Source organism: Pedobacter sp. GW456-11-11-14-TSB4, assembly GCF_059424425.1.
The window spans coordinates 48,749-70,195 of sequence record NZ_JBWKZK010000007.1 but is presented as its reverse complement, the minus strand read 5'-3'; the positions used below and the strand labels follow the sequence as shown (position 1 = coordinate 70,195).

Annotated in this window: 17 protein-coding genes; 12 read left to right on the top strand and 5 right to left on the bottom strand. The window is 35.5% G+C overall.

The features are described from left to right. Positions 1 to 354, bottom strand: coding sequence for a DUF2752 domain-containing protein (locus tag AC07XU_RS17600; RefSeq protein ID WP_494944944.1), 354 nt, complete (start codon positions 352 to 354; stop codon positions 1 to 3). A 234-nt stretch (positions 355 to 588) separates the two neighbouring features. Between AC07XU_RS17600 and ahcY the strand changes: the two genes are divergently transcribed. Further along, a complete protein-coding gene (gene ahcY, locus AC07XU_RS17595) occupies positions 589 to 1,905 on the top strand; it encodes an adenosylhomocysteinase (RefSeq protein ID WP_494944943.1) in 1,317 nt (438 codons plus the stop codon). A gap of 855 nt (positions 1,906 to 2,760) precedes the next feature. On the opposite strand, the gene AC07XU_RS17590 is transcribed toward ahcY, so the two are convergent. Together AC07XU_RS17590 and AC07XU_RS17585 are read right to left on the bottom strand one after the other, a co-directional pair. Next, on the bottom strand, positions 2,761 to 3,141 hold the full coding sequence (locus AC07XU_RS17590) for a GtrA family protein (RefSeq protein ID WP_494944942.1): 381 nt from the start codon (positions 3,139 to 3,141) through the stop codon (positions 2,761 to 2,763). 1 nt (position 3,142) lies between these two features. Then, positions 3,143 to 4,777, bottom strand: coding sequence for an ArnT family glycosyltransferase (locus tag AC07XU_RS17585; protein ID WP_494944941.1), 1,635 nt, complete (start codon positions 4,775 to 4,777; stop codon positions 3,143 to 3,145). Between the two features lie 113 nt (positions 4,778 to 4,890). On the opposite strand from AC07XU_RS17585, the gene AC07XU_RS17580 reads away from it, so the two are divergent. The 7 genes from AC07XU_RS17580 (at position 4,891) to AC07XU_RS17550 (ending at position 14,979) form a co-directional block, all read left to right on the top strand. Further along, positions 4,891 to 5,241: a DUF6370 family protein gene (locus AC07XU_RS17580; protein ID WP_494944940.1), complete on the top strand. Its 351-nt coding sequence runs from the start codon at positions 4,891 to 4,893 to the stop codon at positions 5,239 to 5,241. Positions 5,242 to 5,409: 168 nt separating this feature from the next. After that, on the top strand, positions 5,410 to 6,129 hold the full coding sequence (locus AC07XU_RS17575; protein ID WP_494944939.1) for a pyridoxine 5'-phosphate synthase: 720 nt from the start codon (positions 5,410 to 5,412) through the stop codon (positions 6,127 to 6,129). A 76-nt stretch (positions 6,130 to 6,205) separates the two neighbouring features. Next, a complete protein-coding gene (locus AC07XU_RS17570; RefSeq protein ID WP_494944938.1) occupies positions 6,206 to 7,114 on the top strand; it encodes an EamA family transporter in 909 nt (302 codons plus the stop codon). Positions 7,115 to 7,146: 32 nt separating this feature from the next. Further along, complete coding sequence (locus tag AC07XU_RS17565; RefSeq protein ID WP_494944937.1) at positions 7,147 to 7,710, top strand: hypothetical protein; 564 nt, start codon at positions 7,147 to 7,149, stop codon at positions 7,708 to 7,710. 341 nt (positions 7,711 to 8,051) lie between these two features. Next, positions 8,052 to 10,931, top strand: coding sequence for an aminomethyl-transferring glycine dehydrogenase (gene gcvP / locus AC07XU_RS17560; RefSeq protein WP_494944936.1), 2,880 nt, complete (start codon positions 8,052 to 8,054; stop codon positions 10,929 to 10,931). A 518-nt stretch (positions 10,932 to 11,449) separates the two neighbouring features. Further along, on the top strand, positions 11,450 to 11,842 hold the full coding sequence (locus AC07XU_RS17555; protein WP_494944935.1) for a (deoxy)nucleoside triphosphate pyrophosphohydrolase: 393 nt from the start codon (positions 11,450 to 11,452) through the stop codon (positions 11,840 to 11,842). Further along, entirely contained in the window at positions 11,839 to 14,979 is a 3,141-nt protein-coding gene (locus tag AC07XU_RS17550) for a DEAD/DEAH box helicase (RefSeq protein WP_494944934.1), read from the top strand. Before AC07XU_RS17555 ends, AC07XU_RS17550 begins: the two co-directional genes overlap by 4 nt. A gap of 236 nt (positions 14,980 to 15,215) precedes the next feature. Here AC07XU_RS17550 and AC07XU_RS17545 read toward each other — a convergent pair whose 3' ends face one another. Continuing rightward, the gene (locus AC07XU_RS17545; protein WP_494944933.1) at positions 15,216 to 16,430 is read right to left on the bottom strand and encodes an exo-beta-N-acetylmuramidase NamZ family protein; all 1,215 of its coding nucleotides are present in this window, start codon (positions 16,428 to 16,430) and stop codon (positions 15,216 to 15,218) included. A gap of 491 nt (positions 16,431 to 16,921) precedes the next feature. Between AC07XU_RS17545 and AC07XU_RS17540 the strand changes: the two genes are divergently transcribed. Together AC07XU_RS17540 and AC07XU_RS17535 are read left to right on the top strand one after the other, a co-directional pair. Continuing rightward, positions 16,922 to 17,521, top strand: a complete 600-nt coding sequence (locus tag AC07XU_RS17540) for a YceI family protein (protein WP_494944932.1) — start codon at positions 16,922 to 16,924, stop codon at positions 17,519 to 17,521. A gap of 144 nt (positions 17,522 to 17,665) precedes the next feature. Then, positions 17,666 to 18,067 carry a response regulator gene (locus AC07XU_RS17535; RefSeq protein WP_494944931.1) on the top strand — a complete coding sequence of 134 codons (402 nt, stop codon included), beginning with the start codon at positions 17,666 to 17,668 and terminating at the stop codon, positions 18,065 to 18,067. Here the strand turns inward: AC07XU_RS17535 and AC07XU_RS17530 are convergent. After that, entirely contained in the window at positions 18,064 to 18,834 is a 771-nt protein-coding gene (locus tag AC07XU_RS17530; protein ID WP_494944930.1) for an MBL fold metallo-hydrolase, read from the bottom strand. The genes AC07XU_RS17535 and AC07XU_RS17530 overlap by 4 nt on opposite strands. Before the next feature lie 122 nt (positions 18,835 to 18,956). Here AC07XU_RS17530 and recJ point away from each other — a divergent pair, with 122 nt between their 5' ends. Together recJ and lptB are read left to right on the top strand one after the other, a co-directional pair. Next, entirely contained in the window at positions 18,957 to 20,657 is a 1,701-nt protein-coding gene (gene recJ, locus AC07XU_RS17525; RefSeq protein ID WP_494944929.1) for a single-stranded-DNA-specific exonuclease RecJ, read from the top strand. Between the two features lie 49 nt (positions 20,658 to 20,706). Continuing rightward, on the top strand, positions 20,707 to 21,441 hold the full coding sequence (gene lptB / locus AC07XU_RS17520) for an LPS export ABC transporter ATP-binding protein (RefSeq protein ID WP_494944928.1): 735 nt from the start codon (positions 20,707 to 20,709) through the stop codon (positions 21,439 to 21,441). The last annotated feature ends 6 nt before the right edge of the window (positions 21,442 to 21,447 follow it).

Below are 21,447 nucleotides of genomic sequence, written 5' to 3'. Positions count from 1 at the left end.
TTAAATTAGTTGATTGGTTAACATTTTATAGATGTAGTTGCTTACAATAATTAAAGTGACAGCAATATAAAGCATTTTTATAAAAAACGCACCGTTTTTTACTTCAAATTTGAGATGAATAATGGTAAAAGCGAATAAACCGATGATGGGAATTGTAGCAGGATATAACTTAAAAGAAGACGAAAAATCTCCTTGTAGCAAAGCTACAATAGAACGCTGTATACCACAACCTGGGCAATCTATACCTGTTAGCGATTTAAACGGACAAGTAATTAAATGATGTTTTAGCCAGTGGAATAATCCTTCTGTATTAGAAGCCAGTATCAACAATATACCTAAAACTTTTATTTTCATTGCTTGGCTAAATTTATGCTTTTTGCTTTTGATGCACAAACTTTGTTTCATAAACCTGATATTAGCGAACATGTAGCGCAGCGAAATAAAGCGGTTAGCAGGGCTACAGAAGCCAAAAGCTACTGACATTTTTTTTTCTAAAGGAAATTTACAATACAAAAACACAACCAATGCTATAAGTTTGGGTTTCACAAAGCTATGCCGTAACTTTGCACTAAATTAAAAACAAAAAATATGTCATCAGTAGAGACTCTTTATGTTCCTTACAAAGTTAAGGACATTTCACTGGCAGAATGGGGCCGCAAAGAAATCGGACTAGCCGAAGCAGAAATGCCTGGCTTAATGTCACTTAGAAAAGAATTCGGACCATCTAAACCTTTAGCAGGCGCTCGTATTGCGGGTTGTTTGCACATGACTATCCAAACCGCAGTTTTAATTGAAACTTTGGTAGAATTGGGTGCTGAGGTAACTTGGTCGTCATGCAACATTTTCTCAACACAAGATCATGCCGCTGCTGCAATTGCTGCTGCTGGTATTCAGGTTTATGCTTGGAAAGGCTTAAACGAAGCTGATTTTGATTGGTGTATTGAGCAAACTTTACACTTCGGTGAAGACCGCCAACCTTTAAACATGATTTTAGATGATGGTGGCGATTTAACTAATATGGTTTTTGATAAATACCCAGAGCTAATTGCAGCTATTAAAGGTTTATCTGAAGAAACCACTACAGGCGTACACCGTTTGTACGAAAGAATGAAAAACGGAACTTTGCATTTACCTGCAATTAACGTTAACGATTCGGTAACAAAATCTAAATTCGATAACAAATACGGTTGTCGCGAATCATTAGTAGACGCAATTAGAAGAGCTACTGATGTAATGATGGCTGGTAAAGTTGCTGTTGTTTGTGGTTACGGCGATGTGGGTAAAGGTTCTGCAGAATCTTTACGCTCGCAAGGTGTACGTGTTATTGTAACAGAAATTGATCCAATTTGTGCTTTACAAGCTGCAATGGAAGGTTACGAAGTTAAACGTTTAGACACTGCAATTCAGGAAGCTGATATCGTTGTTACTACTACAGGTAACTGTGATATTGTTCGCGAAAAACACTTTAGAGCATTAAAAGACAAAGCTATTGTTTGTAACATTGGTCACTTCGACAATGAGATTGACATGGCTTGGTTAAATAGCGCTTACGGCGATACTAAAGTAGAAATTAAACCACAAGTTGATAAATATACAATTGAAGGTAAAGACGTTATCGTTTTAGCCGAAGGTAGATTGGTTAACTTAGGTTGCGCTACTGGTCACCCAAGTTTTGTAATGAGTGCATCGTTTACTAACCAAACTTTAGCTCAATTAGAATTGTGGACTAACCCTGGTAAATACGAAAACAAAGTTTATGTGTTACCTAAACACTTAGACGAAAAAGTTGCTCGTTTACACTTAGAAAAAATTGGTGTAGAGTTAGATGTTTTAGATCAGCACCAAGCAGATTATATCGGTGTAGCTGTAGAAGGTCCTTTTAAACCAGATACTTACAGATACTAATATCTTTCGCGTCATTGCGAGGATCGAAGCAATCTCAGTCGTGAGATTTTTGAAAGAGATGTACGTTTTGTACATCTCTTTTTTTATGCATTGATTTTTCTGTGCAACCATATTTAAGTCTTTTATAGGCACATAAATTATTTTTTGAAAAACAATGTTAGTAGCGTTTGGCAAATGTAGCCCTGCTTTTTGTTCCAAGTTTTTAAGAATGTAAGTGGAATAGTGTAAGGTATTACCGCAAAAACTTTCCACTTCAATCAGGTTTATTTTACATAAAACACTGATGCTATGGTATTTATAGTTCTGTAACCTAAAACAAAGCAGCTGTTTAAATATAACCTAAGCTCAATAAGGAAATTTAGTTTGAAGGTTTAAGATACGTTTAGGGTTAACTTTCATCACCCTGTCCCTAACCTCCTGTAATGCGGACAAACCTTTTTACTCATCGTATTTGGCAATTTGCTAGGCTCGATTCATATGTTGCTGTGTAAACCTAAGTACGACCGTCAATCCCCAGTGCCAGAAAAATCAAAAAAACAGGAGTGCATTAGAAAAAATAGCACTACCAAACCTTAAACGCAGTGGTTTTGTGTTCGGGTTTGCAAACACTTTAATTTACCCCAAACGAACAAAACGAAGTGCCGCTGTTTTTTTGATGAGCGTTCGCCAGTGAAAAGGCACATAGAGGGATCGACAAGCATTTTTGTTTACTTTTGATGCTTCAAAAGTAAAATGCCCCGCGGCATAGAGCGCACAACACCTTAATATTTGTGTCCACAGGATAAGAATTTTAGCGATTAGATCTTTTACGCTAAACGGCGCAATTACCACAAAAACTATAATGAAGCAAACAAATTAAGAAAAAGTATAAAAGCTATTTGCCAAGAAATTCCACACAAATACAATTAAGATGGCAAAGCATTTAGCCACATAAAAATTAATTCCGTTTTTACGTTGGTGGAATAGGTAGAGAATTAAACTATTTAAACCTAAACCAATTAAGCTTACCAAAATAAATTTACTTCCTTCAGTAGCCCAATCTGTAGCGGCACTTTCGAAAGTCCAGATGCGGTTAATAAGATAGTTGTTACAAACTGCCAAAGTAAAGCCAATTGCATTGGCCACATATTTATTGATTTTTACTTTTTCCTTAAAAAACCAGGTCGCACCGAAATCTATTACCATTCCCAAAAGCCCAGTTAAACCAAATTTTACGATCCGAAACAACCAATCCATCTTAATTAATTTTTACGAGCACAAATTTTTCTAAAACCTGCGCTCTGGTTTTTGAGTTTAAAAATTTTGGCTTTAATCTGGTAACCCGATAGTATTCGAAGGTTCTTAAAACAACAGTTTGATATTTTTCCTGTAGCACTTTCAACTCTGTTTCGGGTGTATAAATTACTAAACTGTTTTTAGGCTGATAACGCTCTAAATCATCGTAATTGTTAAAATACAAAGGAGCTGTGGGTGCATAAAAATCAAAAGTGTAAGCATCTAAATGCATTAATACTGCGGGCTTGGCATCTGGCATATTTTTGCTTAACCAATTGCCAGCATTCATTCCAGATTGGTATTTTAATAACGAAGGATAAAAGAAAACGGAAAGAAAAACCATCAATGCAACTGAGGCAAAAACACTTCTGGCAACGATTTTTTCTCGAAAATCTCCCTTAAATAACACAAACGCCCAAGCCAAAATGATAAACAATATAGCAACACCAATGTATTTGTAATCTACATTAAAGTAAACTGCTAAGCCTGCCAGCAATATAACTATAATTACAAAAACACAATTTTGAATAATTGAAAATACGCTTTGAGCCTTTACTGTTAAGCTATCTAAGTACACCGCAGTTATTATAGCAAATTGTGGAAATATGATAATGATATAATGCGGTAACTGAAATTTAGAAAACGAAAAAAGCAAAAATGTAAAAAATGCACTTGCCCAAATGATCATCGTTGCTTTAGGTAGTTTGGCATTTGTGACTTTTTTAAAAAGATTGGCAACGCCTGCATAAAACAAGATAGACCAAGGTAAAAACGCCCAAAGTGTGGTATGAAGAAAAAAGGAAATATCTCCGCTACCTTTTATTGGCCCGGTATTAAAAAACCTTCCGAACTGGCTATCCCAAAAGAAAAATTTTAAGCCCGATACTTCTGTTTTGCCAAATACCAACTTTTCTGGATGCAGGTCGAACTGAATGTATAGACTATATAATTCTGGGGTGATGAATAATAAAACTAAAATAATAGCCAGATACCATTTTGGTTTACTGAGTTGGCTGTATTGTTTGGTGAAAATCCAGTAGCCAACAAAACCTAAAAATATAGGAATTAGCACAAAAATTCCTTTAATCATAATTGCGCAGGCAGCGAAAAGCGAACCTAAAACAATATGCCAAAATGAACCCTCATGAGCTCTATAGTAATGATAAATAGCGCCTAATGTAAAGGTACAGATATATATTTCTGCCCTAACATCAAAAGTAGAAACAATTACATGCAAAGCACTTATAAAAATTAATGCACTTGACAAGCCTATTTTCTCGTTGTAAAGTCGTTTGCCAAATTTATAAGTGTAGTACGCACCTAATAATCCAAACAAAAACGAAGGCAATTTATAGGCAAACGCATTTATTCCGAAAACTTTAAATGACAATGCCGCAAACCAAAAGGTTAAGTGGGGCTTATCTAACCAATCATTACCTCTAACGTAAAGATTAAACCAATCGTTATTGAGCGCCATGGTTTTAGAGATAGAAGCATATAGTGCAGAATCATTCTCCATTATACCACCAAACAACGGCACAATACTAACTATTGCCATTAGGCCAATGAGTAATTTATAGAGATTTGTTTCTTTCAACTAATAGGAATTTGAGTTTACAATTTTAATCAAAAAAAAAGTCTTATGCGCTTTAATCTGAATTCATATTTTCGTAATAATTATGTTTATTTTTGTGGTTTATATCCATTTTTATGAAAAATCTAGTTTTCAGTATTTTAATAGCATTTATTGGGTTTTCTGCAAACGCACAAACCACTAATCAAAAACCGCAAACTCAACAATTAACTGTTATTAAAGATAAAATTGTAGAAATTGCTTGTGGAGAATGTAAGTTTAAAATGACTGGCAAAAGCTGTGATTTAGCTGTTAAAATTGATGGCAAACCTTATTTTGTTGACGGAAAAGGCATCGATGATTTTGGTGATGCACATGATGAAAAACATGGTTTTTGTAATGTAATTAACACTGCGAAAGTAACTGGAGAGATTGTTGACGGGCGTTTTAAAGCTAAAAAAATTGAACTTATTCCTGCTAAGAATTAATAGTTAAACACAAAGTGTGTTGATTTTGCACAGCGAAAAAGAGTTTATTATCTCAAACTAAACTACCTAACCTATCTAGGCTCATAAGCTTAATGATTGAAATTTCAGGCTTTAAACCTTCACCCTTTAAGCCTTTTGCCTTCGCTCTTAATTCCGTATCTTTGCACTATGACAAAATTATCAGTCAACATTAATAAAATTGCAACTTTACGCAACAGTCGCGGTGGCAATAATCCCGATTTAGTTAAGGTAGCATTAGATTGCGAACGTTTTGGTGCACAAGGTATTACTGTACATCCTCGTCCTGATGAGAGACACATCCGCTACCAAGATACCTTTGATTTAAAGGCGGTAATTGCAACTGAATTTAACATCGAAGGCAATTGCAAAGAGCAAAAATTCATCGACCTTGTTTTAGCAAATAAACCTGCACAAGTTACTTTAGTACCTGATGTTTTAGGTCAGATAACCTCAAACCATGGTTGGGACACCATAAAAGAGCAAGTATATTTAAAAGAAATGGTTTCACTTTTTAAAAATGAAGGCATAAGAGTTTCGATATTCGTAGACCCAGTAATTGAAATGGTAGAAGGTGCATTAGCAACAGGTACAGATCGAATTGAATTGTATACCGAAGCTTATGCAAGTGATTTCCATAAAGATAAGGATGCCGCAATTGCACCTTACATCGCGGCGGCAAAAAAAGCAAATGAATTGGGATTAGGTTTAAACGCTGGTCACGACTTAGATTTAGATAACCTAAAATATTTCGCCCAAAATATCCCGAATTTAATAGAAGTTTCTATCGGCCATGCCTTAATTAGCGATGCGTTATATTATGGTTTGGAAAATACGGTACAACTTTATTTAAGACAATTAAATCCCTAAATATCCGCCTTGGCGGAGACAGTAAAAAATAAACGATTCAATTAAACTAATTTCCCCTTCAGGGGATTAAGGGGTTATGCTCAAAGGAATTCTTCTTGTGTTATTCGGTGCCTGCAGTTTTGGCATTCTCTCTACTTTTGTAAAATTGGCTTACGCCGATGGTTATTCGCTAAGCGATGTAACAGGCACACAAGCCTTTTTTGGGGCTATTTTATTGTGGCTATTTTATTTCATCGAGACTAAAATTGGCAAAAAAGTTTACCCTAAATCTAAAACACATTGGTTTAAACTCTTGGCCGCTGGCACGTTTACAGGCTTGGTAAGCATGTTTTATTATCAATGTGTAAAATTAGTACCAGCCTCATTAGCCATTATTTTATTAATGCAATTTGTATGGATTAGCGTTTTATTAGAGCTTTTTATCTATAAAAAGAAGCCAAGCAAAATGCAAATTTTAGCGGTGTTTATTATTTTAGGGGGAACAGTTTTAGCCAGTGGCTTTACAGAAAGCAGTAATGAACCTATTAATTTAGAAGGCATACTATTTGGCATGTTAGCAGCTTTGTGTTATGCCATTTTTTTAATGTTAAACGGCAAACTGGGTAATGATTATCCACCTTTAAAAAAGAGTGCTTTGATGATAACCGGAGCCTGTATCTTAATTTTTATCTGCCTACCTCCTACTTTTTTAATCAATGGTGCTTTAGGCGGAAGTTTATTAAAATGGGGAATTATTTTAGCCATATTTGGCACTTTTATTCCTCCACTTTGTTTTGCATCAGGCATTCCTAAAATTGGTTTAACATTAAGTTCTATTTTAAGCAGTGCCGAATTACCAGTTGCAGTTATGATGAGCAGTTTGGTTTTACACGAAGATGTAAACATTTGGCGTTGGTTAGGCGTTTTCATTATCTTAAGCGCCTTAATTCTTCCTAATTTGGAAAATATAAAAAAGGGGAATATCTTTAAAAAAGTTAAGGATTAAAAGAATCCTTCATTAAAACATAAATGTTAAACATGAAAAAATACACATATATATTTATCGCTTTAATAACCATCGCCTTTGGCGCTTGCAAAAACGTAGCAACCATTAGTGAGGCAGAAGCTTCTGATGTGATTGTAACTTACTTAAAAGGAAACCCAGAATATAAAACGGATAAATTTGAATTTGGCGAAATCACCTTTAATAGCCGAAAGGAAATGGGCGAGTTAGAAAAATATAAAACTTTAGCCAACGAAGGTTTTATCACTTTAACCTTACAAGAGAGCAAAAAGAAATTTTTATCAAAAGATAGCAGCTTCGTTTATTTGATTAAATTGACCGATAAAGCCAGCGATTTGGTTCTAAAACAAGATAACGATAAGGCTACCGTTAAAGTTGTTAACTATGAGCTCTCAAGCGAAAAACCAGTTAACTTTTCTCGTGTTAACGATAAAAATGCAAAAGTTACCGTTTCTCTTAAAAAAGTAAATACTGTTTTTGCTCCATTTCAAAAAGATAGCGACGAGAATAGCGATTTTATTACCAAAACATACCGACTAAAATTAGATAAAGAAGAGGGTTGGAAAGTGAATAAGTAAGGAAGGATGGATGGAAGAAGGATGGAAAGTTTAGGGTTTAGGGTTTAGGGAAAAGTCATTTTAGTCTTCCATCGTTTTAGTTTTTTGTTGTTGGTTTATCCTCGTTCTCGGCAACAACTTTACAACACTCCAACTTTCAAACTTTGCAACAATAAAATAACAACAAAACACCCATTTTGCTTTCTTCGTATCTTTGCGGTTAAACAAATCAAAATTCCTACCAAAATCATCGTCTTTTATCCTCCTTTTACCACCAAAATATGACGATTGGACAATCAATTCTATAGCAAAAAATAGTTGCAGATTTCTTAACTTTGCGGCAACTTATTTTTATCAACTGCATGAGTTTAAATATCCATTACCAGGAAGATTTTCAAGACCGCCACATTGCGCCAAACAGCGAAGATACAGCGGCTATGCTACAAACCATTGGCGTAAATTCTATCGACGAGCTGATTGAGCAAACGGTTCCGGCTTCTATCAGATTAAAACAGCCTCTAAACTTACCAAAGGCAAAATCTGAAGTAGAATACCTAAGTGGTTTAAAGCAAACAGCATCATTAAACAAGGTTTACAAATCTTACATCGGGCAAGGTTATTATGATACCCATACGCCAGGTGTAATTTTGCGTAACGTGATGGAAAATCCAGGTTGGTATACGCAGTACACGCCTTACCAAGCAGAAATTGCTCAAGGTCGCTTGCAGGCTTTGTTAAATTTCCAAACTATGGTTATCGATTTAACCGGAATGGAAATTGCCAATGCATCTTTATTAGATGAAGGTACCGCAGCGGCGGAAGCGATGTTTATGCAATATAGCTTGCGTAAAAATCAAAAAGCTACTAAATATTTTGTGTCTGAATTAGTTTTCGCACAAACCATAGATATATTAAAAACACGTGCCAATCCTTTCGGCATCGAATTGGTTATTGGTAATCACCAAGAATTTACTGCAACTGATGAGTTTTTCGGCGCAATTGTTCAGTATCCGGCAGGTAATGGCGAAGTGTTTGATTATACCGCATTTGCGGAAGCTTTGCACACCCAAAATATTAAATTAACTGTTGCAGCTGATTTATTGAGCTTAACTTTATTAACTCCTCCGGGCGAATGGGGAGCTGACGTAGTAGTGGGTACAACGCAACGTTTCGGTATCCCGATGGGTTTTGGCGGCCCTCATGCTGCATTTTTTGCAACCAAAGAAGAGTACAAACGCTCTATCCCTGGTCGTATCATTGGTGTAACCATCGATAGCAATAATAATTACGCTTTACGTATGGCTTTGCAAACTCGCGAGCAACACATTCGTAGAGACAAAGCCACCTCTAACATTTGTACTGCACAAGCATTATTGGCTATAATGGCTGGCTTTTATGCTGCCTACCACGGCCCAAAAGGGTTAAAGTTAATTTCAGAACGCACCCATGGTTTAACCGTTACTTTGGCCGAGAGCTTAACTCAAGCTGGTTATAACGTGCTAAGCAAATCATATTTCGATACCATTCAAGTAGATTTAGGTGATTTAACAGGTTCTATCCACAAAGAGTGTTTAGACAATAACATCAACCTAAATTATAATGGTAATTTGGTAAACATCTCTCTTGATGAAACCACAACTTACGAAGATGTGAAATTATTGGTTCGTATTTTCTCTAAAGTTAAAGGCATCTCAGCAGATAATTTAACCATTGCTGAAAATGTACAAACTACCATTGCAGCAAGTTCACAACGTACTTCTGCTTATTTAACGCACCCAGTTTTCAATTCGCACCATTCTGAACATGAAATGTTGCGTTACATTAAATCATTAGAAACCAAAGATCTTTCGCTTTGCCACTCTATGATTGCCTTAGGTTCATGTACCATGAAGCTAAACGCAACTAGCGAAATGATCCCAGTTACCTGGCCAGAATTTGGTAAATTACACCCATTTGCACCTGCTGATCAAGTGTTAGGTTATTACACTATTTTTGATGAGTTAGACAAATGGTTAAGTGAAATTACTGGCTTTGCCGCCATGAGTTTGCAGCCAAATGCTGGCGCACAAGGCGAATACGCAGGTTTAATGGTGATCCGTGCTTATCACCAAGATCGTGGCGATTTTCATCGTCACATCGCTTTAATTCCTGCTTCGGCACATGGTACAAACCCAGCTTCTGCGGCAATGGCCGGTATGAAGATTGTTGTTGTTAAATCTTTAGAAAACGGAAATATTGATGTTGAAGATTTAAAAGCAAAAGCTGCCGAGCATGCAGAAAACCTTTCGTGTTTAATGGTAACTTACCCATCAACTCACGGCGTGTTCGAAGAAAGCATCATCGAGATTTGCGAAACTATACACCAACACGGCGGACAAGTTTACATGGATGGCGCCAACATGAACGCTCAAGTAGGCTTAACTAGTCCGGCTAATATTGGCGCCGATGTTTGCCACTTAAACTTACATAAAACATTCTGTATTCCGCATGGCGGAGGTGGTCCAGGCATGGGTCCAATTGGGGTAGCTGCACATTTGGTTAAATATTTGCCAGGTCACGCTGTGGTTAACATCAATAACGAAAAATCAATTCCAGCAGTTTCTTCTGCACCTTGGGGTTCTGCATCCATCTTAATTATCTCTCACGCTTACATCGCTATGATGGGCGGTGAAGGTTTAACAGATGCTACCAAATACGCCATTTTAAATGCAAATTACATGAAAGCTCGTTTAGAAGCGCACTACCCCGTGTTGTATTCTGGCGCTCAAGGTCGTTGTGCACACGAAATGATTTTAGATTGTCGCAGCTTTAAAAACTTCGGTATCGAAGTGGTAGATATTGCTAAACGTTTAATGGATTATGGTTTCCACGCACCAACGGTATCTTTCCCAGTGGCAGGTACATTAATGGTAGAGCCAACAGAAAGCGAGCCTAAGCATGAGTTAGATCGTTTCTGCGATGCTTTAAGTGCCATCAGACATGAAATTACCGAAATAGAAAACGGAAGTTTAGACAGAGCAGATAACCCTTTAAAAAATGCACCACATACGGCAGCTGTTGTAACGGCTAACGATTGGGAACATGGTTACAGTCGCCAAACTGCAGCTTTCCCTTTACCATATGTAGCAGCCTTCAAATTCTGGCCGTCGGTAGGTAGAGTAAATGATAGCCATGGTGATAGAGCATTAATTTGCGCTTGTCCACCTATCGAAAGTTACATGGAAGAAGAAGCAATGGCATAACAAATAACGCGTCATTGCGAGGAGGCACGATGTGGCAATCTGTTTTGTCAAGCCTCTTACTTAAAAACACTAATAGCTCGAATTAAATTTCGGGCTATTTTTTTTGCCTGTCATCCTGAGCGCTTGTCAGCCGTGGCTGGTAGTCGAAGGGTTGTCATTCCCATAGTTTGTCATCCAGAGCGCCGAGAAGGATCTCATAAATTTGTCATTCCGAGTGTGCGAGGAATCTCTAAAGATGAATTTCTCATTTTTTTTAGAAAAGCAACCGCAGCATTTCATTTTAATGTTCGTCCCGCTGTCCGCTACTATCTTTTTGTTGTCGCTGCTTTATATTGCTGTCATGCTGAGCTTGTCGAAGCATCTACATTTAAAAACTTAGGCAATAACAAAAAGTATATCCGCTGCCATCGGGTTTAGATAATAAAAAACTGTGCTTAAATTAAGAAATAAGCGCTTTACGGGAAACCTTAACTATGATGAATGAAAATAACTATCTTAGCCTTTAACACTTAAAATCTATGCCTTACAATCCTATTCGTGTAACTTGTGCAATTATATCTCATAACAATAAAACACTTGTAGTTCAACGAGGTGAAAAAATGAAATTCCCTTTAAAATGGGAATTTCCCGGAGGAAAAATTGAACTTGGTGAAACAGAAGAAGATTGTATATTAAGAGAAATTAAGGAGGAATTAGACTTAGAGATTAATTTAGTTTCGCGATTGACACCATCAAAATTTCAATATCCAAATCTCTCAATTGAGCTTATACCTTTTATCGCTCAATTTAAAAAGGGAGACATAAACTTAGCTGAGCATAAAAAGTATCTTTGGCTAAAAAAAGAAGAACTAATTGATTTAGATTGGGCAGAAGCTGACTTGCCAATTTTAAAAGAATACTTAACCTTATGAACGAAGGAATTTACGAAGAACTGGTTACCAAACTTGTTTCCTTAAAACTTGAAGAAGTTAATCAAAATACTTTTTATGTTAACAAGGCTACCATAGACAAAGAAGAAGCTGCCACCATTCTTTCAAAACATCTCGGACAAACTATAAAAACGGCTCTAAAAACAGTTAGCGGAGACAATCAGATTGAAATTCAGATTGAAATCGCCAATAAAATCATCTTATTTTTAAAGCAAGAATTAAACAAAGAAGATTTTACGAATGATTTAATCGACATTGAAGGTGAAATTTTGAAAGCTGTTTTTTCAAAAGTTGACGCTCATTTTGCGGATTTTAATCTTCACCTAAAAGAGATAACGCCTTACACGAGGCTAACACATAGTGAATTATTTACAGGAGGAAATACAGGTTTATCTTTGGAAAGTGAACTTAAAAAGGAAATTTTATCATCTAACCAAATAGATTTATTGGTCTCTTTTATTAAATTCAAAGGGATAATTATTTTAGAAAGAGAGTTAAAAGAATTTACCAAAAGAGGCGGCCAACTAAGAGTAATCACTACTACATATATGGGAGCCTCGGATTATAAAGCGATCCAAATTTTATCAAATCTTGAAAATACAAAAGTCAAAATATCTTATAATTCAGGTAACGAAAGACTTCATGCTAAAGCATACCTATTTAAAAGAAAAACAGGTTTCCACACAGGATACATTGGTTCATCAAATTTCTCACGTTCTGCATTAACTGATGGTTTAGAATGGAACTTGAAAATAACAACCAAAGAAGTCAGCCACATTATTGATAAATTTCAAAAAACATTCGATTCTTATTGGCAAAGCGATGACTTTGAAATTTTTGATGACAATTTACACAAAGACAAATTAATCAATTCTTTAAATCAAGGCCGTACGAATAAAATTGGCGATTTAAATATTTCCTTTTTTGAAATTAAGCCTTTCCCTTTTCAATTAGAAATATTAGAAAAATTAGAAGTAGAACGCACTTTGCATAATCGAACCAGAAATCTTGTTGTAGCTGCAACAGGCACAGGAAAGACAATAATTTCCGCCTTCGATTACAAACGATTTAAACAACAAAACAAAAGTGCCAAACTTCTTTTCTTAGCACATAGAAAGGAAATTTTGACCCAGTCTTTAACTGCTTTTAGAGGAATTTTAAAAGACAATAATTTTGGAGAGCTATGGGTTGATGGTTTTATTCCAGACAATTTTGAATATGTTTTCGCATCTGTTCAAACCCTAAACAACCGGCTTCAAGAATTAAATCAATCGCCCGAATTTTACGACTATATTGTTATTGATGAGTGTCATCATTTGACAGCTGGTAGCTATCGTAATATTATCAATTATTTTAAACCTAAAGTTTTACTTGGACTAACAGCAACTCCAGAAAGAATGGATGGTGGAGACATTCAGGAAGATTTTCATCATAGAATTGCTGCTGAAATTAGATTGCCCGAAGCACTGAATAGAAAACTGCTTTCTCCTTTTCAATATTTCGGCATTACAGATAGTATTGATTTATCTAAAGTTACTTGGGATAAAGGAAGATATGTAGCTAGTGAATTGAATTCACTTTATACAGCAAACAATAGAAGAGTTAGAGAGATTATTGATGCATTAGATAAATATACAAAAGATATTAATGATGTATGTGCCTTAGGATTTTGCGTAACCATGGAACATGCCAAGTTTATGGCTGAAAAATTTAGTTTAGCAGGACTAAATGCTGATTTCTTAACAAGCGCAAATAATGAGAATAGAAATGAAGTAAGAAGCAAATTATTGAAAAAAGAAATCAATTATTTATTCGTCGTTGATATTTTTAATGAAGGTGTAGATATACCTGAAATAGATACTGTATTGTTTCTGAGACCTACTGAAAGTTTGACTATTTTTCTACAGCAGCTTGGCCGTGGCTTGCGTTTTGCTGACAACAAAGAATGCTTAACTGTATTAGATTTTGTTGGCAATTCAAGGCCTGAATATAATTTCGAAAATAAGTTTAGAGCTCTAATCGGCAAAACCGCTACAACAGTTAAAAAAGAAATCGAAGACAACTTTCCCCATTTGCCATTAGGGTGTTCAATTATTCTGGAGAAAAAGGCTAAGCAAACCATAATAGAAAATATTACTGCCGCAACATCTCTAAATCGAAATCAATTGATAAAGAAAATTCAGAATTTTCAGCATCAAACCACATTAGAACTTAGTTTAAAGAATTTTGTAGAATTTCATAATATACCATTACAGACAATTTATAAACGAGGTGGATGGAAAAGACTTTGTCAAGAGGCAGGCAGATTTGAAAATTTTGAACAGACTAACGAAAAGCAAATTGTTAGTGCTATTGGAAATAAATGGCTATCGTCGGCCTCAAGTAGCTATTTTCAGTTTATTCTAAGTTTGGCGGAAAGAAATTTTCAAGTTTCTATTCATGAATTTGATGAAAAGGAAACAAAGATGCTTTTGATGTTACATTATGATGTATGGTACAATGCTGGCGGATTTAATTCTTTAGAAAGTAGTGTGCGAGAAATTGGTTTAAATAAAGTGTTGGTTGATGAAATTATTGAAGTTTTAGAATTACTCATCGACAGAATTGATTTTAAAGAATTGGACATTCCTTTACCTTATAATCAACCTTTGAAAGTACATTCGAGATATACTAGAGATCAAGTTTTAGCGGCTTTTAGCTTGAGTACATTTGAAAGAAAATCACCAAGTAGAGAAGGTGTTGCCGAAAATAAAAAATTGAACACAGAATTACTTTTCATTAACCTCGTCAAATCTGAAGAGAATTTCTCTCCAACAACCATGTATGATGATTACGCCATCGACGAAATGCTATTTCATTGGCAAAGTCAAAATTCTGCGGCACCTCATACTGGCAAAGGAATATCTTACATCAACCATGAAGCTAATCACAAAAAAATCCTCTTGTTTGTAAGAGAGAAAAACGAAGATGAATTTGGAAATGCAATGGGATATGTGTTCGTTGGCAAAGCAAAATTAAAAGATTATTATGGTGCAAAACCTATGAACATTAAATGGGAATTACAAGAACCCCTACCCAACTACCTTTGGAAAGATGCAGCCAAATTGAGAATAGGATAAGCAAAGATTCAACTCATCCAACCTAACAATTACCTAAATCCCTTAACACGAATTACTTGCCTTGTTTCGTTTCTTCAAGATACGAACCATGGCTTTAGATTAGTCAATCGTCATGCTCAGCTTCACTGGGCATCGCAATGCGAATTGTGCACTAAATAGCTAATCCATTAAAATTCCCACCTTCGTAGCAATGACGCGACTTTCATAAGTAAATTCCGCAATAAGTGTATACCTATTTAAGGATACAGCACGTACTTCTTTCTCATCTCTTTATACGCCTTTAAACCTGGCTCCCAACCAGCTCTTATGGTTTCGATAGGCACATCATCAATAATTTGTTGTCTAAAATCACCACGGCCAATTTGTATTTCGATGTTGTTCATTTGGTTGCTAAACTTCGATTCGAAAAACTTCTCTTTTTGTGGGTGCTTTTTGTATAACTCTTTTATCCACTCAAAATTAATTTTTTTGCTTTTTCTTAAAAGCTCAGTATCGTAATTACGCAAGTCTATGCCGTAACAAACTTCATCCATAAAAATTGGCGACTCTGCCATGCCTTTGATGCTTTTTGGGGTAAAGCTAAAACTGTAAATACCTTTGTAAGCCGGACTGCCTAATACCGTAAAAGGATTATATGTTCCTCTACCATGATTTACATAAACACCCTCGAACATACACACACTTGGGTAAAGTAAAATAGATTGTTCTGTATTTAAATTAGGTGAAGGTGCCACCGGCAACACATAACGCATATCGTGGTTGTAGTTTGCCACCTTAATAATTTTTAAGTCTGCCTTAACTTTATTGGTTAGCCAACCTTCGCCATTTACCATTTGCGCAAATTCGCCAACTGTTAAACCATGCGACATTGGAATGGGAAACATCCCAATACCAGATTTGTACTTCATGTCTAATATTGGCCCATCAATTAAGTAACCATTTGGGTTGGGGCGATCTAAAATTAACAATTGCTTTTTACTAGCTTCACAAGCTTCCATTAACCTTGCTAAAGCGTTAATATTGGTATAAAAACGAACGCCAACATCCTGCAAATCGTAAATTAAAATATCTACATCAGCTAAATCTTCTTTGCTTGGTTTATTCTTTTTACCATATAATGAAATGATAGGAATACCTGTTCGCTCATCTTTTTCATCGGCTATTTTTGCACCTGCACTAGCGTTACCTCTAAAACCATGCTCCGGACCAAATACTTTAACAATATTAATTCCTAGTTTCTGTAAACTATCTACTAAATGCGTTTTACCAATAATTGAAGTTTGATTAGCCAAAACAGCCACTCTTTTACCCTTTAACAAAGGCAAATAAAGTTCAGTTTGATCTGCACCGGTTTTAATATTACCGTTAACATTATCGGTTTTTGTAGCCTGAATTTTTGGCGAACACGAGAACAAAAGCGCAACAATAGACAATAGGGATATAACTTTCATAATTATTTATATTGGTATGATCTGCTAAAGATACTTATTGAAGTTTAGAAAAAAAATGTTCATCGTTTTAGCTTGTTATAAATATATGATTGGGCAATAAATAAATTGAAAAGCAAATAAATCGCACAGATGTAAATACAGTCCTTTGCTTTGCTGTATCCTTAATTTGAGCTATTTCATAGCTAAAATTAAGGGATGCCGCTTCGCCAAGGTTTACATCATTAAGGCGCTGCTATTATTAACAGTTGCACGGAGCCAAACTAACCCAAAAACCACTGCAAAAACTGCTTTAAACCTGATTGAAATGAAAAGCCCGGATCCCGATTTTAATCGGGAGAGGACTTGAAATAAAAAGCAGGGCTAACACTAAATAATGTTCCTGCCATCGCTTTTCAAATTAAACCTTTTTGATTTTTTTAATTCTTAACATAGGATAAGATGTCATCCGCAAAAAATAAATACCTTTATCAAAAAATTAAATTAATATTAAAATGAAATCAAAATTCTCTTTAACGTTTTTGCTAGCAGTTGTTGCTAGTTTTGCTTTTTTTGCTTTTGCACCAAAGGCTGATGTATATAATGTAGACGTAACAAAATCTACCATTACTTGGGAAGGCAAGAAATTTTCTGGTTCTCACAGCGGTTTTGTAAACTTAACTTCTGGAACTTTAGGTTTTAATGGCAAAAAATTAACCCAAGGTGGATTTATTGCTAACATGACTACCATTAAAACTATGGATGGCGGTACAAAACCAAATGCAGGTTTAGATAAACACTTAAAGGCTGATGACTTTTTTGGTGTAGAGCAATTTCCTGCTGCTAACTTTGTAATCAAAAAAGTAGCTGGAAACGGTGCTAACTTAAATATTACTGGTGATTTAACTATTAAAGGTGTTACACAATCTGTTACATTTCCGGCTACTGTTGTTTGGGGTGCAGATAATACAGTAACTGCTACTGCAGAAAAAATTACAATTGATAGAACCAAATTCGGTGTAAAATACAAGTCTAAATCATTGTTTTCTGACTTAGGTGACAATTTTATTTACGATGAATTTACTATTGGCGTAAAATTAGTAGCTAAAAAATAAGGTTTTATTTAATGAAAACCTCTAAAGCCCCGCTCGTTTTACTAATGAGCGGGGCTTTTGTTTATAAATTATGTTGCTATTACGAATGTCAATATCTACCTTTAACCGCGTTAGCAAATAACAATTGCATACACACACAAACAAATGTTAGATAAAAAGATCAATTTACTGGTTATTGATGACGACGATATTAATATTTTCATCATCAAAAAAATTGTAGAGAAAACTGGCTACAATATAGATATGACTGCCAGAAGTAACGGTCAGCTAGCTATTGACTTTTTAAAGGAAACCTTAGCAGCCGGCAACCCGCTACCAGATTTGATTTTAATTGATATCAATATGCCAGTTATGAATGGTTGGGAGTTTGTAGAAGCTTATGAAACACTTGGCATACAGCAAGCAATCGATTTATACATCTTGTCTTCGTCGGTATATGAAAACGACATTGAAAAGACAAAAAGTTACAGTAATGTTAAAGGCTTCATATCTAAGCCCTTATCTATGGAGCGATTGGTTGAATTATTAAAAGAACTTAAGTTTTAGCTAATCTTAAATCGATCTCCATCTATTGCCACATACGCTTGCGATTTAGATTTAGAATGATAGAATAAACATTTCCAGTTTTCTTCGGCTGCTTTTTGCCCAAACTCTTCTCTTAACTCCATTGCTTTACGACCATCAAAATCGTATTTGGCAATAAATTTTCTAATCAGTTCTTCTGGTTCTGGCAAAACATCACCACCAAAAAATACCTTTTCTTCTTCATCACTTATTAAAAACACTTGATGATATGGGCAATGTGCTCCTGTTAACTCGTAACCAATTTCTGGCGTTAAATTTCCATTACCTTCTATCAGTTTAATTTGTGCGTTGCGTTGTATAAAATCGAAAATATCGGTATGGTAAGATGATGAGGTGCTTGAAAATGCGGTTTCCCACTCCCCTCTTTGCATTACGTAAGTTGCGTTTGGAAAACTCAATTCCATTTTACCGTTTACATTATGCACCATCCCACCAGAATGATCAAAATGTAAGTGAGACATTAAAACTAACTCTACATCCGCCGGATCGAAACCAGCTTTTTTAATGTTTTCGTGTAAGTGTAATCTACCTTCTTCATCGCTATAACCTAAACCTGTATCTAGTAAAATTAAACTGTTGTTTAGCTTAATTAAAAATGGCTGCACATGTATAAAAAGTGAAGCGGGTCTGTCTTTTGCTTGGTGTATTGATGGATCAAAAGGTATGAATTTTTTAGTAGCATCTACTGAGTATGAACCTTCGTGTAATGTGTAAACTTGCAAAGACATGGGCTATTTTTTTGAAAAGAAATTAAATGATATATTTACGAACGGTACTGCAAATATAGCTATCCTGATTTAAAATATGGGTATCAGGCATTTACCAAACCAAATAAATACAAATTTGCTAAATGGAAAAAAGATGGGCTCTAGCAGAGCAAGGTGCAAAAGAAATTAGTGAAAATTTAGCCAATGAACTAAATATTGACACCTGTTTAGCGCAGGTTTTGGTACAACGTGGCATTACTAATTTTGAAGATGCCCGCTACTTTTTTAGGCCAACATTAACGCAATTACATGATCCTTTTTTAATGAAGGATATGGAACAAGCCATCAACAGAATTACACTTGCACTGCAAAATAGTGAGAGAATTATGATTTATGGCGATTATGATGTAGATGGCACAACCGCTGTGGCATTAACCTACAGCTTCTTTAGTCAGTTTACCAGCGAAATTGCCTATTACATACCAGATAGGCACAAAGAGGGTTATGGCATTTCTACAACAGGAATTGATTTTGCAGCAGAAAATGGCTTCACTTTAATTATAGCTTTAGATTGCGGTATTAGATCGGTTGATAAAATTGAGCGTGCCAACAATTTAGGCGTAGATTTTATTATATGCGACCACCATTTACCTGGAGAAACCTTGCCAGCAGCCGTTGCAGTTTTGGATCCAAAAAGAGGCGATTGCCAATATCCTTTTAAAGAACTTTCTGGATGTGGTATTGGACTTAAATTAGCCCAAGCATACTGCCAAGCCAATGATTTACCCGATGAATTGTACGAGCAATATTTAGATTTATGCATGGTAAGCATTGCCGCAGATATTGTTCCTATTGTAGATGAGAACAGGGTAATGGCACATTTTGGTTTAACAAAGTTGAATACCAACCCATGCTGTGGTTTAAAAGCTTTAATGCAAATTTCTGGCAAAACAGAAAATTACAGCATTACCGATGTTGTGTTTTTATTAGCGCCACGCATCAATGCTGCAGGGCGGATGGGAGATGCAAAAGATGCTGTAAAAATGTTGCTGAGTGATGAAGTTATTTTAGCTGACGAACAAAGTACTTTTATTAATGGCCAAAATACCGAACGCCGATCATTTGATCAGAATATTACTGCTGAGGCTTTGCATTTAATTGAGCAGAGCGAAGATTTAATGAACCGCAAAACAACTGTTGTTTATCAGAATGATTGGAATAAAGGTGTAATTGGCATTGTTGCTTCTCGTTTAACAGAAACCTACTATCGCCCAACTATTGTATTAACAGAATCGAATGGTAATTATACCGGCTCTGCTCGTTCTGTAGCTGGATATGATTTATATGAAGCACTACTTTCTTGTAGTGATTTGTTGATACAATTTGGAGGGCATAAATATGCCGCTGGCTTAACCATTAAGCCAGAAAATTTAACTTTATTTTCAGATAAATTTGAACAAGTAGTTTCTGCTACCATCAGCGACAATTTATTAATCCCCGAAATAAATATTGATTGTGAGCTTAATTTAGCGCAAATTGATGCTAAATTTTATAGAATTTTATTGCAAATGGCTCCATTCGGACCGCAGAATATGGCACCTGTTTTTGTAAGTAAAGGAGTATCTTTAGTTAGTAACGCTCAAATTGTTGGTGCAAAACATTTAAAATTGAGCATAAAACAACAAAATTCAGCTATTTTTGAATGCATTGCATTTGGTTTAGCCGAATTTGAAAGTATATTAGAACCAAACCAAACATTTGATGTTTGTTATACGATAGAAGAAAATGTGTGGAAAGACAAAAAGCGTTTGCAACTAAATATAAAAGGAATAAAAAGAGATTGAAGATGATGATGCAAATCGTAAATCGTAAATCGTAAATCGTAAAATCTAAATGATATTAAAGGCCGAAAATCTGGTTAAAAAATATAAACAACGCACTGTTGTAAATGATGTATCTTTTGAAGTTAGTCAGGGAGAAATTGTTGGTTTACTTGGCCCAAATGGTGCTGGTAAAACAACCTCTTTTTACATGATTGTAGGCTTGATCAAACCTAATGAAGGCACTATCCTTTTAGATGGATTGGACATTACCAAAGATCCAATGTTTAGGAGAGCACAAAAAGGAATTGGCTATTTGGCACAAGAAGCTAGCGTTTTTAGAAAGCTTACTGTAGAAGATAACATTATGGCAATTTTAGAAATGACAAAGCTTAGCAAAGAAGAACGTCATGAAAAATTAGAAGAGTTAATTAATGAGTTTAGCTTACATAAAGTGAGAAAAAATCGTGGCGATTTACTTTCTGGTGGCGAGCGCCGTAGAACGGAAATTGCCCGTGCCTTGGCTGCAAACCCTAACTTTATTTTACTAGATGAGCCTTTTGCTGGTGTAGATCCGATTGCTGTTGAAGAAATACAAACCATTGTAGCTAAGCTCAAAAAGAAAAATATTGGCATCCTTATAACCGACCATAATGTGCAAGAAACCTTATCAATTACAGATAGAGCTTATCTATTGTTCGAGGGCAAAATATTAGAATCTGGAACGCCAGAAGTACTTGCCTCTAATGAAATGGTTCGTAAAGTATATCTGGGATCAAACTTTGTACTACGTAGAAAAAATTTATAAAAATCA

Bases quoted from the DNA above. Each gene is read 5' to 3' on its own strand.
- AC07XU_RS17600 (WP_494944944.1), bottom strand. From the start codon at position 354: ATGAAAATAAAAGTTTTAGGTATATTGTTGATACTGGCTTCTAATACA.
- ahcY (WP_494944943.1), top strand. From the start codon at position 589: ATGTCATCAGTAGAGACTCTTTATGTTCCTTACAAAGTTAAGGACATT.
- AC07XU_RS17590 (WP_494944942.1), bottom strand. From the start codon at position 3,141: ATGGATTGGTTGTTTCGGATCGTAAAATTTGGTTTAACTGGGCTTTTG.
- AC07XU_RS17580 (WP_494944940.1), top strand. From the start codon at position 4,891: ATGAAAAATCTAGTTTTCAGTATTTTAATAGCATTTATTGGGTTTTCT.
- AC07XU_RS17575 (WP_494944939.1), top strand. From the start codon at position 5,410: ATGACAAAATTATCAGTCAACATTAATAAAATTGCAACTTTACGCAAC.
- AC07XU_RS17570 (WP_494944938.1), top strand. From the start codon at position 6,206: ATGCTCAAAGGAATTCTTCTTGTGTTATTCGGTGCCTGCAGTTTTGGC.
- AC07XU_RS17565 (WP_494944937.1), top strand. From the start codon at position 7,147: ATGAAAAAATACACATATATATTTATCGCTTTAATAACCATCGCCTTT.
- gcvP (WP_494944936.1), top strand. From the start codon at position 8,052: ATGAGTTTAAATATCCATTACCAGGAAGATTTTCAAGACCGCCACATT.
- AC07XU_RS17555 (WP_494944935.1), top strand. From the start codon at position 11,450: ATGCCTTACAATCCTATTCGTGTAACTTGTGCAATTATATCTCATAAC.
- AC07XU_RS17550 (WP_494944934.1), top strand. From the start codon at position 11,839: ATGAACGAAGGAATTTACGAAGAACTGGTTACCAAACTTGTTTCCTTA.
- AC07XU_RS17545 (WP_494944933.1), bottom strand. From the start codon at position 16,430: ATGAAAGTTATATCCCTATTGTCTATTGTTGCGCTTTTGTTCTCGTGT.
- AC07XU_RS17540 (WP_494944932.1), top strand. From the start codon at position 16,922: ATGAAATCAAAATTCTCTTTAACGTTTTTGCTAGCAGTTGTTGCTAGT.
- AC07XU_RS17535 (WP_494944931.1), top strand. From the start codon at position 17,666: ATGTTAGATAAAAAGATCAATTTACTGGTTATTGATGACGACGATATT.
- AC07XU_RS17530 (WP_494944930.1), bottom strand. From the start codon at position 18,834: ATGTCTTTGCAAGTTTACACATTACACGAAGGTTCATACTCAGTAGAT.
- recJ (WP_494944929.1), top strand. From the start codon at position 18,957: ATGGAAAAAAGATGGGCTCTAGCAGAGCAAGGTGCAAAAGAAATTAGT.
- lptB (WP_494944928.1), top strand. From the start codon at position 20,707: ATGATATTAAAGGCCGAAAATCTGGTTAAAAAATATAAACAACGCACT.